This window comes from Pseudonocardia sp. OZ21, assembly GCF_059359135.1.
Map to the genome: position 1 here is coordinate 72,911 of NZ_JCADBN010000025.1, position 12,725 is coordinate 85,635.

Genomic DNA, 12,725 nt, shown 5'->3' on the forward strand with positions numbered 1-12,725 from the left:
CGAGCGTGCGCGCTCGTGGAGATCGTAGATCAACGACTTCTGAAGGATGCGGCGCGAATTGCTTACCGGTTCGCCTCGTTCCGCGCGTTCTCCAGGCGTTCGCGTTGTGGCACGACGACGTAACGAGGATCCTTCGTCGACTCCGTGCCCGCCTCGAAGATCCCGAAGCGCTGCAGAGCGCTGCCGGCCAGCAGCGCGAGCCCTGATGCTGCCGCCCCGGCCCGGCTGCGGCCCGCCACGAGGACGGTGCCTGCCAGGCCCGCCACGGTGAGCAGCTCCGCCCCGCGCCGGAGCTTCCCGGCCCGGCCGTGGTGGTAGACCTCGCGGATGAGGCCCATGCGCTGCTCCATGCGCCGCGACGCGATGAGCTCGCCCGCGGCACCGACGGCGGCGAACACCCGTGCCGGCCCGGCTTCGGCGACCGGCGCGCACAGCATTCCGAGGCCGCCCCCGCTCGCGGCAGCGGAACCGGTGAACACGAACGGGAGCTCGTCCCGCACCTCGTTCCAGCCGGGCACGGCGGTGTGGGACAGCAGCACCGCCGTGTAGGAGGCCACCCCGGGCGCTGTGGCCGCCGCGGACAGCCCGGCCGGGCGGGCCAGCCGGCCCAGCAGCCGGGCAGGCCACGTGCGCCGCCAGCGCGGCGGCACCAGCTCACGCAGTGCCGCCACCCCGACACCGGGGCCGAAGGCGCTGAGGATCCAGGTCCCGACGCTCATCGGCGACGTCGGCTTGAGCACCCGCAGCATGTGGTGGAACCGTTCGGGGCGGCCCAGGTCGGTGACCAGGAAGTACACGCTCGCCAGCAGGGCCGCGAACGAGCCGAGCCAGCCGGCCCGGCGCAGCTGCTCCCGGCCGGTCAGGTCGGCGCCCGCCGCCACCACCGCGCTGCCCGCGGCCAGGCCGCCGGAGAAGAGGTAGGCGGCGATCTTCCATTCCCAGACGGGAGCCTTGAGCACGGGCCGCCCGTAGTAGGAGCGGAACTCGGCCTCGGGGACGACGGTCGGCTCGCCACCGCCGCGGCGGCGGCGCCTGCGTCCCTGGAACATCTGCGCTTCCCGTCCGGTGGAGCCCTCCTCGCTGGAGCGCTCCGCGGTGATCGGGTCCCGGTTCTCACTCATCGGCGGGCTCCGATCGCGGTCGAGATGAACGCGCCGATCCCGGCGAGGGCGAACGCCGCGGCGGCCGCGCCGGCGTGCCGCCACATCGAGGGGGCGTCGCGGGTGGGGACGACCGGGTCCGGCGGCAGCCCGTAGACCTCGGGCTCGTCGAGGAGCAGGAAGAACGCCCCGTCGCCGCCCACCCCGTCGTCGGGGTCGTGCCCGTAGAGCCGGGCCTCCGGGACGCCGAGGTCGTGCAGCTGCGCGACCCGCTCGAGCTCGCCGAACTGGATGGAGTCGGTGGGGCACGCCTTGGCGCAGGCCGGCTCGAGGCCGCCCTCCAACCGGTCGTAGCAGAGGGTGCACTTCTGCGCGCGTCCGTCCTCCGGGCGCCGGTCGATCACGCCGTACGGACAGCCCGAGACGCAGTACCCGCAGCCGTTGCAGATGTTCTGCTGCACGACCACGGTGCCGAACTCGGTACGGAAGAGCGCCCCGGTCGGGCACACGTCGAGACAGCCGGCGTGGGTGCAGTGCTTGCACACGTCCGAGGCCATCAACCACCGGAAGTCGGTGCGTCCCTCGGCGCCGGTGCCCTCACCGGGCCGGGAGAAGGCGGGCATCCCGAGGCTCTCGGTGTGCTTCGGGGTGTGGAGCGGACTGGTGCCCAGCTCGGAGCCACCGCGTTCGGCCTCACGCAGCCGTGGCCCGAGGGCCTCGGCCATCACGTCCCCGCTGGTCGGACCGGCGGGCAGCCCGGTGAGACCGGGGTCCTGGTGGCCGAGCGCGCGCGGCTGTTCGATGAACGCGACGTGGCGCCACGAGTTGGCGCCGAGCATCCCGGTGTTGTCGAACGACATGCCGAGCAGGTCGAACCCGTCCTCCGGCACCGCGTTCCACTCCTTGCACGCCACCTCGCAGGCCTTGCAGCCGATGCAGATCGAGGTGTCGGTGAAGAAGCCGACGCGGGGTGGGTGGTCCGCGTGCCCCGCCTCCCCGGCGACGTCGTCCAGGGGACCGGAGAGCCTGTTCAGGGTCATGACGACTCCTCGGTGTGCTGCAGGTGGGCCACCCCGGCGGCCGTGGCGACCGTGGTGCCCGTCTCGATCGTCACACCGGCGCGGGCCCTGGTCTCGGCGAGCATGGCCGTCAGCGCCGTCCCCCGCGGGCGGTGCCCCGGACGGACGTCGCAGGTGGCGACCTTGCTCTCCTGGATGAGGACGTTCGGGTCCGTGACGACGCCCAGCAGGTCGTTCACGACGTCGCCGGTGACCAGCCCGGAACCACCCCAGTGGTAGGGCAGCCACACCTGGTGGACGACCTCGCCGTCGATCCGCAGCGGTGCCATCCGGTCGGTGACGACGACACGGGCCTCCACCGCGGCCCGGCTGGTGACGACGTGGGCGTAGCCCATGTGCGCGAGCCCCCGGATCCGGGCCAGCTCGGGGGAGACCTCGACGAAGAGCTCCGGCTGCAGCTCGGCCAGGTAGGGCAGCTGCCGGCTCATCCCGCCCGCGGTGTGGTGCTCGGTGAGCCGCGCCGCTGTGAGGACGAACGGGAACACCTCGCGGTGCGCCTCGGGCGGCGACGGGTTCGACGGGTTGTCGAGGCGGCCGTAGACCTTGCGTGTCGGGTTTCCCTGCTGGCCGTAGAGCAGGTTCCGCGCAGGCGACTCGTGTGGTTCGTAGTGCGTGGGCAGCGGACCGTCGAGCATCCCGTGCGGAGCGAACAGCCACGCCTTGCCGTCCCCCTGCATGATGAACGCGTCGTCACCGCGCAGCGCTTCCGGCCCCGTCGCGTCCTGCGGCGGGACGTACCCGGGCGGCGTCTTCTTCGGGAAGTCCGGGACGTCGTCGCCGGTCCACTCGCCCTTCTCCGCGTCCCACCAGACCAGCTTCTTGCGCTCGCTCCACGGTCTGCCCTCCAGGTCGGCGGACGCCCGGTTGTAGAGCACGCGCCGGTTCGACGGCCAGGTCCAGCCCCACTCCGCGTCGTACGGGCCCTGCTCGGCGTGCGCCACGCGGCGCGCCGCCTGGTTGACCCCGTCGGCGAAAACGCCGCTGTAGATCCAGCAGCCGCACGCGGTGCTGCCGTCGGCCGCCAGTTCGGTGTAGCCGTCCACCGGCTCGCCCGTGTCCGTGCGGTAGCCGTTGATCCGGCGCAGCACGTCCTCGGCCGACGGCTCGGGCCACGCGCCTCCGCCCTGCACCCGGTAGCTCCAGTCGAGCTTCTGCACGGGCTCGTCCCGGTGGTCGGTGGAACCCGCCAGCCGCTCCTTCAGCATGCGACCCAGGTGGTAGAAGAACCACAGCTCCGAGCGCTGGTCGACGGTCGGCTCCACGGCCTTCTCCCGCCACTGCAGCATCCGCTGCGTCTGGGTGAAGGTGCCCTCCTTCTCCACGTGCGAGGCCGCCGGGAAGAAGAAGACCTCCGTGCGGCACATCTCGGGGACGATCTCGCCCGTCTCGATCTCGGGGGAGTCCTTCCAGAAGGTGGCGCTCTCGATCATGGCGAGATCGCGGACGACCAGCCAGTCGAGGTTGGCCATCCCGAGCCGTTGCAGCTTGCCGTGCGCGGACCCGACGGCCGGGTTCTGGCCGAGCAGGAAGTAGCCGAAGACCTTCCCGTCGATCATGTCCATGACCGTGCGGTAGGTGCCGTGGTCGCCGTTGATCCGAGGCAGCCAGTCGAAGCCGTAGCTGTTGTCCTCCGTGGCGTTGTCGCCGAAGTACTCCTTGAGCAGGGACACCAGGTACGCGTCAGCGGCCGTCCAGTAGCCCTTCTGCGTGGGGCTGCGCAGGTCGTCGAGGTAGGCGGGCAGGTCCTCGTGGGAGCCCGCGGTGGGCATCGGCAGATAACCGGGCAGCAGGTTGAACAGCGTGGGGATGTCGGTGGAGCCCTGGATGCTGGCGTGCCCGCGCAGCGCGAACACCCCGCCGCCGGGCCGGCCGATGTTGCCGAGCAGCAACTGGAGGATCGAGCCCGACCGGATGTACTGGGCGCCGACGCTGTGCTGGGTCCAGCCGACGCTGTACACCAGCGCCGTGGTGCGCTCCCGGTTGGAGTTCGCCGTCCACGCCTCGCAGACGTCGCGGAACTGCTCCTGGGGCACCCCGCAGATCCGCTCGACCATCTCCGGGGTGTAGCGGGAGAAGTGGCGCTTGAGGATCTGGAACACGCACCGCGGGTGCTGCAGCGTGGGGTCCCGCGCGATGTCGCCGGTCGTCCCGGAGAGCGGGGCGCCTGCCGCGCCGCTCCCCATCGGGGAGCTCCGCTCCTGGTCCATCGCGGAGCCGCCGCCGTCCCCGCTGCCCTCGTGCTCGGTCCGGGCCTGCTCGGCGCTCTCGTACTGCCAGAGGTCGCGGCCGTAGGTGCCGGTCTCGACGTCGTAGCCGCTGAAGAGGCCGTCGAGGTCCTCGGTGTCCTCGAAACCCTCGTCGACGAGGAACGCGGCGTTGGTGTAGGCGCCGACGTACTCGCGGAAGTCGAGGTCGTTGGTCAGGACGTGGTTGATCACCCCACCGAGAAACGCGATGTCAGTGCCGGCCCGCAGTGGGACGAACGTGTCGGCGAGCGCGCTGGTGCGCGTGAAGCGAGGGTCGATGTGGATCACGCGGGCCCCACGTGACTTGGCCTCCACCACCCACTGGAACCCGACCGGATGGGCCTCGGCCATGTTCGAGCCCATGATGATGATGCAGTCGGCGTTGGCGAGGTCCTGCTGGTAGTCGGTGGCGCCGCCGCGCCCGAACGAGGTCCCCAGACCGGGGACGGTGGCGGAGTGTCAAATACGCGCCTGGTTCTCGATCTGGATGGCGCCGAGCGCGGTGAACAGCTTCTTGATGAGGTAGTTCTCCTCATTGTCGAGCGTCGCGCCGCCCAGGCTCGCCATGCCCATCGTGCGGGCGAGCCGGTTGCCGTGCTCGTCGTTCTCCTGCCACCCGCGCTCGCGCGCGTCGAGCATGCGGTCGACGACCATCTCCATCGCCGTGTCGAGGTCGAGATCCGTCCACTCGGTGGCGTAGGGCGCCCGGTACCGGACCTTCTCCTGGCGCTGCGGGCCCGTCACGAGCTGCAGGCTCGCCGAACCCTTCGGGCACAGCCTGCCGCGGGAGATCGGGGAGTCCGGGTCGCCCTCGATCTGGATGACCTTCTCGTCACGGACGTACACGCGCTGGGCGCAGCCGACCGCGCAGAACGGGCAGACCGAGCCGGCGACCCGATCGGCCGTCTCCGTGCGCGGGCGCATCGCGGTGTAGCTGGGCGACTCCGCGGCCGTGCCCCGGCCGAGGGGATCGGTCCCGGTCAGCTGCCGGTAGACCGGCCAGCTCTCCAACCACCGCTGCACGCCCACGGCTCTTCTCCGCTCTGTAGTAGCTCAGAACGAGCCTAGGTCGGCACCGGGCGGAACGACATTCGACGAGCAGGTCAGACGCGTTCTCGAGCGCCGCGTCGGGGCCGGGATCGTCCGGATTGCGGCCGACTCGACCCGGCTCGGTGCCGGGCGTCCACCACTTCCGTGACCTGCACGGAAGCACTGGCAGGAGATCGAGACGTGCGGGTGGGCGGCGAGTTCGGCTGCGCAGGCGCCGACGAGATGCACCTCACCATCGGGTGCCGGCTCAGCGAGGACGGCCGTCGACCGTGACGGCGAAGTGAGCGACCGTCGCGGCCAGGGCGCGTGTGAAGCGCTGCATCACGGTGCGGTCCAGCGCTTCCAGCCGGTCGTGTGGGGTGTGGTAGTTGGGGTCGAACTTCACGCCCGCCCGGCCACCCCACCGCTGGGCCTGCTTCTCGGTCTTCTTCAGTGTGTCGCCGGCCATCACGCCCGCCGTCGGGATGCCGGCCTCGACGAAGGGCGCGTAGTCGGACTCGTCGTCCAGCGGCACGGTCCTGGCGACGACACCGGCGGCGGCGAGCTGCTCGACCAGGACGAGCACCACCTGCCCCGACCCGGGCGGCCCGAACTTCTTGCGGCTCTTCCCCTCGCCGCCCAGCACGAAGTAGCCGGCGTTCGGCGAGGCGACCATGTCGACGTTGACGTAGGCCAGGATGTCGTCCCGGTCGTGGCGCGTCAGCGTCTTCACGTAGTGGATCGACCCCTTGAGGTCGTCCTCCTCGGAGCCCCAGAAGGCGAAGCGCACCGCGTTACGCACGAGCGGGGAGCCGCCCAGCTGCGTCGCGATCTCCAGCAGCGCGCTGACCCCGGAGCCGTTGTCGTTGATCCCGGGCCCCTTGCGCACCGAGTCGAGGTGCGCGCCGATCAGAACCACCCGGTTGGGGTCCCCGGTCCGGGTCTGCGCCACCACCTGGCGGCACCACTTCTCGCCCTCACTCCGGCGGCGCTTCGGCAGCGGATAGGTGGGAGTGCTGACGTCGTAGCCCGCTGCGGTGAGGACCTCGACCACGTACTCCACGCTCGCGTCGTAGCCGGGGCTCGGGGAGGCGCGGTTGCCGCCGTTCTCGTCGGCGATGCGTTGCAGCGCCGCCAGGTGGGGACTCGTACCCGCCCCGGCCGTGCCGACCACCAGCTGACGGTGCAGCGTCCCGTCCCCGGACGCGGGTTCCGTGTCCACGTCACCGGAGCGGTGTACGACCTCGAGGACGACGCGGGCGGGGGAGTCCCCGGTTTCGGACGGTGGGAGTGCGAGCACGACACGGGGGGCCTGCCCCTCGTCGGATCTGTCGTTGTTCTCGGTCACGCCGACCTCCCGGCTCCGCGCCGCCGGTCCGGCGGCTCCGGGGCCCAGTGTGGCCCTTATCGGCCGCAGCGGCGGCCTTGATCTTCCCTATCGGATGTCCGTTTCACCCGCAGATGTCGGGGGTGGTGTGAGGGTGAACCGGTTCTGCGCGGACACGTTTTCGTAGATGTTTCCGCTCGCGGCCGACATCAGTTAGTTAGCGTAGCTAAAGTGGTAGGGACAGCGAGAATGAGGAGGTCGTCATGACGATCACTGCCGGGAACGCCGCGGACGCGTCGGCCGAGCCGACCTACCCGATGGCGCGGGGGTGCCCGTTCGACCCGCCCGCCGAGCTCGCGCAGCTGCGGGCCGAGCAGCCCATCAGCCGCGTACGCGTCTGGGACGGCAGCTACCCCTGGCTGGTGACGCGCTACGAGGATGTGCGCAGCCTGCTCGCCGACCGCAGGGTCAGCTCCGACGCCTACCGGCCCGGTTACCCGGCCCAGTCGCCGGGGATCCTCGCTCGACGCCGGAACTCGACCAGCTTCATCACGATGGACGACCCGGAGCACGCCCGGTACCGGAAGATGGTCATCAGCGACTTCACGGTGCGGCGCACCGAGTCGCTGCGCCCGCTCATCACGAAGATCGTGGACGACCTGCTCGACGAGATGGAGCGCGGCCCGCGGCCCACCGACCTCGTCGAGGCGTTCGCGCTCCCGCTGCCCTCGATGGTCATCTGTCAGATGCTCGGCGTGCCCTACCAGGACCACGACTTCTTCCAGAAGCACTCCCGCGCGATCCTCGACATCACCATGGACCCTGCGGAGACCGTGCGCGCCAGCGACGAGCTTCGGGACTACCTGACGGGGCTCATGGCGGCGAAGGAGGCCACGACGACCGACGACATCCTGGGACGGCTCGCCCAGCGGTACGTCCTGACCGGGGAGCTCAGCCGGGACGACGCGGTGTCGATGGCCCTGCTGCTGCTCGTCGCCGGCCACGAGACGACGGCCAACATGATCGGCTTCGGCATTCTCACCCTGCTCCAGAACCCGGAGCAGGCCGCGGAGGTCCGCAGTGGTGACCCCGCCGTGGTGAACCGCGCCGTCGAGGAACTGCTGCGGCTGCTCACCGTCGTGCACACCGGACGCCGCCGCGTCGCCATCGAGGACATCGAGATCGGCGGGGTGACCATCCGCGCAGGCGAGGGGATCATCGCGGCCACCGAGTCGGCCAACCGGGACGCGGCGGCGTTCACGGCTCCCGACGAGCTCGACATCCACCGCGAGTCCAACCACCACCTCGCGTTCGGCTTCGGCGTGCACCAGTGCCTCGGGCAGCCCCTGGCCCGGCTGGAGCTGCAGATCGCCTACCCGGCGCTGCTGCGCCGCTTCCCCGACCTGCAGGTGGCGGTTCCGGTCGAGGACATCCGCTTCCGGGACAAGATGGTCGTGTACGGCGTTCAGGCGCTACCGGTGAGCTGGTGACGAGGTGAGCGACATGAAGATCACGGTCGACCGCGACCGGTGCATCGGCGCGGGCCAGTGCGTGCTCAATGCGCCGGACCTGTTCGACCAGGACGACGAGGGCACCGTGGTCGTCCTGGAGGAGCAGCCCTCCCCCGACCAGGAGGAGGCGGCCCGGGCGGCGGAGCACGCGTGCCCGGCCCGCGTGATCACCCTGGTCTGACCAGCACCGCGTGATCAGCGGCCCGGAACACCGGCCGCGTGGGGGACGGCTCCGGCCCCCGAGCCGCTGGTCTCGTGCCCCCTGCTGCGTTTCTGCTGCGTGCACGACTGGCGCCGCGCGGTGCCGGCCTGGTCCGTGTCGATGCCGCGGAGTCCGGCGACTCGCGCGCGCAAAGTGGGCGACTCGCGGGGCGGCGGGTGTCTTCGCCCCCACCCCCTCTGCGAGGAGCGCCTGGGCGGGCAGGTGACGGGCGCGGAGGCGGGGCGAGCACGGGCGACTCGCGCACCCGATCCGGGCGACTCGCGGGCCGGAACTGGGCGACTCGCGGGCGGGGGGTGGGCGGCTCGCCGCGGGGTCGGGTGGGGTGGGGGCGAGGTGGGTCGTGGAGAACTGCCGGTTCCGGTTTGCCGGCATTTTGACCACGCATCACCCTTTCGAGTGGATCAGATGCGATCTTGGCTATCCCATCCGGTCCACTCCTGGAGACCTGCGTGCGCCGCTCCCTGCTCGTCGTTGTCGTCGTCTGGGCCCTGGTCACACCGGTCGGAATCGCTGTCTCCGCGGACCCGCCTGCCCCCGCTCCCGTACTGGCGGTCGCCACGGCGAACACGCCCACCCCCGTCCCGCCGATTCCGCAGGGGTGGCCTGCGGTGTCGTCCGCCTCCGCGACGAAGCCGGTCGAGATCATCCCCGGCGTCATGCAGTTCTCCGAGTCGTACCTGACCGCGGACGGGCCGCAGCACGTCCAGGTGCTGCAGGTCGACCTGAGCCACGGCTCGGTGCGGGTCGACACCGTCGAGTCGCACGACCGCATCGTCGACCCGGCGAACGAGTCGACGACCTCGATGGGCGCGCGCACCGGTGCCGTCGCGGGCATCAACGGGGACTTCTTCGCCATCCATGCCTCGGGGGCGCCGCTGGGCGGGGTGGTCCGGGACGGTGTGCTGCTCAAGACGCCGCGGCCGGACTTCGCCGGACAGGTGTCGATCGCGAACCGGCGGGCCACCGTGGGCGAGGTCGACTTCACCGGGCAGGTGACGATCGGCAGGGCCGCCGCCACCGTCGAGTCGGTCAACACCGTCGAGGACGCCTCCCTGGAGTACTACACCGCCGGCGCGGCGGTGTTCGTCAGTAAGCCCGCACCGCGTGCCATCGACGGGATCACCGAGATCACGTCCGACCTGGGTGCCGTCGCCACGATCCCCGCGGGGACCCTCGTCATCGCCCACCGGGTCGGCAAGGAGGCCGCGGTCGTCGACGAGGTGCAGCCCGGCGCGACGTCCGTCCCGGCCATCGGCCCGGACCGGGTCGGCCTGCTCGGCGGCGGCGAAGGCGCGGACTGGCTGAACGAGCACGCGAAGCCCGGCGTCCGGATGACGGTGTCCACGGACCTGTCCCGCACGGGCATCGACACGCTGATCGGCGGGGCGACGGTGCTGGTGCGCGACGGTGCCGTTTACGACGACCCCACCGGGATGCCGCCCAGCGGCCGCAACCCCGAGACGATGATCGGCGTGAGCAAGGACGGACGGCAGTTGACCCTGGTGGTGATCGACGGCCGGCAGGAGTCCTCGATCGGTGTCACGCCCCTGGAGGCGGCCCAGTACCTCGTCGCGCACGGGGTGGACAGCGGGGTGCTGCTCGACGGGGGCGGTTCGAGCACGCTGGCCGCCCGGCTGCCGGGGACCAGGAACCTGACCGTCCTCAACCAGCCGTCGGACGCGGCCGGGGAGCGACCTGTGGCCAACGGGCTGTTCGTCTACAGCCGCTGACGTCCGTGACCTTCCTCGCTCCCGTCGACCGCTCAACGCGCATTCCGTGTCCGGTTCGAGCCGAATCGCGACCTTTCTGGAAACGTTGCGTCAATGCACGGCCGGGAATGGGTCAAAACGCGTCGGGAGAGATAGTTCGGGCGCCGGTCCCGCGTGGTTTGACGCGCAGGGAAACGGTCATTCACCGGAGTGGTATGGCGACGACGACAGGGATATGACCCCTACGATCGGTATGATTCGTACGGCTACGATCCGTACGACCCTTATGACCCGCGTAACCAGCGCCGGGGAGGCGGGTATTACCAGCCGGCCCGGGGTGGCTCGTGCCTGCGCGATGCCTGCCTGCTCGACGCGGGATGCTGCATCGGCGAGAGCCTCGACGGCAACTGCCTGGTTCTCGCGCTGCCGGCCGTGCCCCACCTGACCGTGGGGTTGGTCCGAGGTGCCCTGCCGGCGGTCCGTGTGCCGCACACGCGGCGCGGCGCCGCCGAGCGGATGATCGCGATGGTTCGGGTCTACCAGCGGGAGATCAGCGCCCGGCGGCCCGGATGCTGCCGTTTCACCCCGACATGCTCGGAGTACGCCGTTCAGGCCCTTCGCAAGCACGGTGCGGTGCGCGGTTCGGTGCTGGCCCTGCGCCGGCTGGTTCGGTGCCGGCCGGGCGGCCGCCGGGGGCACGACCCCGTCCCGACCTAGGCAGGCGACCTACCCGCCGCGCGAATACTGCAGAAAGGAACCGGTGCGCCATGTCCTGCGCATCTGCGGCCGCCGGACTCACCTGCTCCGAGTCGTTCCGGGTGCCCGGCATCCGCTCCTCGTAGGGGAACGCGGTGCCGAACATGGCGGCGACGGCGCCCGCGGCCCGGGCGTGAGCCGCAGCGATGAGTTCGGTGTCCGCGGCGGGTCCACACCCCGACGGAACGGACAGGCGCGAGCACCGGGAGATCTCATGGACAGGCAGCCGACCAGCGCAACCGCGACACGGCCGGGACGGGTGGTGAACGTGGCGCTGTGGGTGGTCCAGATCCTGCTCGCGGTGGTCTTCCTGGGGGCGAGCTATCCGAAGCTCACCGCCGACCCGGTGACGCTCGAGGGGTTCGCGGCCATGGGCTTCAACGCGGCCGGCACGGTGATCATCGGCTGCCTGGAGATCGCGGGGGCGATCGGGCTGCTGGTGCCCCGCCTGTCGGGGGCGGCGGCTCTCGGCCTGGTCGCCCTGATGATCGGAGCGACCATGGCCACGGTGCTGACCGTGGGCGGGGCGGCGGCACTCCTGCCGGTGGTGCTCCTGGTACTGGCCGCACTGGTCGCCTGGGGTCGCTGGTACCGGACGGTCGAGCTCGCCCGCCTGCTCCGCAGCCTCGCCACGCGATAGGACCTGCTTCCCGAGGCCTCCGGTCCGTCCGGTCAGGACAGCTCAAGCCGGGCAATGCAGGTCGCCGCGGTGATCGAGAGGCCGGCACCCCTGCTGCCGCGGTTACCCTGTCTGGGGACCGTTGCCGGGCAACCGGAGATCGACCGGCGAGCCACAGGCGGCTGCGTGGTCGGGTGCGAGCGGGAGCCTGCGGCCGTCCGGCGCGCCCTCTCCTCGTGTGGTCCGCTTCGGATACGACAACGGATCGGAGGGCTGGAGCGTGGTGCTCGCGTTGCCATTCGGAGAGCCGACCGGCCAGGGCTGGCTGCAGATCGGGGAGCTCGGTGTCGCGCTCGTGCTGTCGGCCGCGATCGGGATGGAACGGGAGCTGCGGCAGAAGAGCGCGGGTCTGCGCACCCACACCCTGATCGGTTTCGGGGCCGCACTGTTCATGCTGGTCTCCAAGTACGGGTTCACCGACGTCCTCGGTGGCCATGTCGTCCTCGACCCGTCCCGGGTCGCCGCGCAGATCGTGTCCGGCATCGGGTTCATCGGGGGCGGCCTGATCTTCGTCCGGCGTGACGCCGTGCGTGGCCTGACCACCGCCGCGGCCGTCTGGCTGACCACGGCCGTCGGGATGGCGGCCGGTGCCGGTCTGCCGGTGCTGGCGGTCGCGGCCACCGTCGGCTACTTCCTCGTCGTCTTCGTCTTCCCGCTGGTGACGGTCCGGATCACGGGTTCGCGGCCGCAGAGCCGCTTCATCCAGGTGACCTACGAGGACGGGCGGGGCCTGCTGCGCGACATCGTGAGCACCTGCACCCGGCGGGGCTGGACCATCGCGGAGCTGACCACGAGGCACGTGGAGGCGGAACCGGTGGGCGCGCTGGTCGACGGCGGTCCGGGCCATCGCCGCGAGATCATGGTGCGGCCGGTTTCGGTGCTGCTCGAGCTGAGGGGACCTGCCGACCACGAGGAGCTCGTCACCGACCTCAACAACCTGCACGGCGTGCTGACCGTGGCCACGAGCAACCCGGATCTCGACCCGGACGCCTAGGGAGTGTCTGACGGATCTTGGCTCGGGTTCGGGTGAGGATGCGGTCATGGGTGGTCGTCACGTGTTGTCCGA

At 71.1% G+C, this 12,725-nt stretch carries 10 protein-coding genes; 6 read left to right on the forward strand and 4 right to left on the reverse strand.

The window, feature by feature from the left end:
• Window positions 1-62 precede the first annotated feature (62 nt).
• The 4 genes from nrfD to AC5L35_RS34870 all read right to left on the reverse strand — a co-directional run bounded on the left by nrfD (window position 63) and on the right by AC5L35_RS34870 (window position 6,802).
• Complete coding sequence (gene nrfD / locus AC5L35_RS34855; RefSeq protein ID WP_495064017.1) at window positions 63-1,121, reverse strand: NrfD/PsrC family molybdoenzyme membrane anchor subunit; 1,059 nt, start codon at window positions 1,119-1,121, stop codon at window positions 63-65.
• A complete protein-coding gene (locus AC5L35_RS34860; protein ID WP_495064018.1) occupies window positions 1,118-2,140 on the reverse strand; it encodes a 4Fe-4S dicluster domain-containing protein in 1,023 nt (340 codons plus the stop codon). The genes nrfD and AC5L35_RS34860 overlap by 4 nt, the downstream gene beginning before the upstream one ends.
• On the reverse strand, window positions 2,137-5,454 hold the full coding sequence (fdh, locus tag AC5L35_RS34865) for a formate dehydrogenase (protein ID WP_495064019.1): 3,318 nt from the start codon (window positions 5,452-5,454) through the stop codon (window positions 2,137-2,139). Before fdh ends, AC5L35_RS34860 begins: the two co-directional genes overlap by 4 nt.
• 268 nt (window positions 5,455-5,722) lie before the next feature.
• Window positions 5,723-6,802, reverse strand: coding sequence for a M28 family peptidase (locus AC5L35_RS34870; RefSeq protein ID WP_495064020.1), 1,080 nt, complete (start codon window positions 6,800-6,802; stop codon window positions 5,723-5,725).
• Window positions 6,803-7,044: 242 nt separating this feature from the next.
• Here AC5L35_RS34870 and AC5L35_RS34875 point away from each other — a divergent pair, with 242 nt between their 5' ends.
• From AC5L35_RS34875 to AC5L35_RS34900, 6 genes are all read left to right on the forward strand, one after another.
• Window positions 7,045-8,271 carry a cytochrome P450 gene (locus AC5L35_RS34875; protein ID WP_495064021.1) on the forward strand — a complete coding sequence of 409 codons (1,227 nt, stop codon included), beginning with the start codon at window positions 7,045-7,047 and terminating at the stop codon, window positions 8,269-8,271.
• A gap of 13 nt (window positions 8,272-8,284) precedes the next feature.
• Window positions 8,285-8,473: a ferredoxin gene (locus tag AC5L35_RS34880; RefSeq protein ID WP_495064022.1), complete on the forward strand. Its 189-nt coding sequence runs from the start codon at window positions 8,285-8,287 to the stop codon at window positions 8,471-8,473.
• 491 nt (window positions 8,474-8,964) lie between these two features.
• Complete coding sequence (locus AC5L35_RS34885; protein WP_495064023.1) at window positions 8,965-10,245, forward strand: phosphodiester glycosidase family protein; 1,281 nt, start codon at window positions 8,965-8,967, stop codon at window positions 10,243-10,245.
• Between the two features lie 504 nt (window positions 10,246-10,749).
• A complete protein-coding gene (gene yidD / locus AC5L35_RS34890; RefSeq protein ID WP_495064027.1) occupies window positions 10,750-10,941 on the forward strand; it encodes a membrane protein insertion efficiency factor YidD in 192 nt (63 codons plus the stop codon).
• A gap of 253 nt (window positions 10,942-11,194) precedes the next feature.
• Complete coding sequence (locus tag AC5L35_RS34895) at window positions 11,195-11,620, forward strand: DoxX family protein (protein WP_495064024.1); 426 nt, start codon at window positions 11,195-11,197, stop codon at window positions 11,618-11,620.
• Window positions 11,621-11,837: 217 nt separating this feature from the next.
• Window positions 11,838-12,653: an MgtC/SapB family protein gene (locus AC5L35_RS34900; RefSeq protein ID WP_495064025.1), complete on the forward strand. Its 816-nt coding sequence runs from the start codon at window positions 11,838-11,840 to the stop codon at window positions 12,651-12,653.
• Window positions 12,654-12,725: the final 72 nt, after the last annotated feature.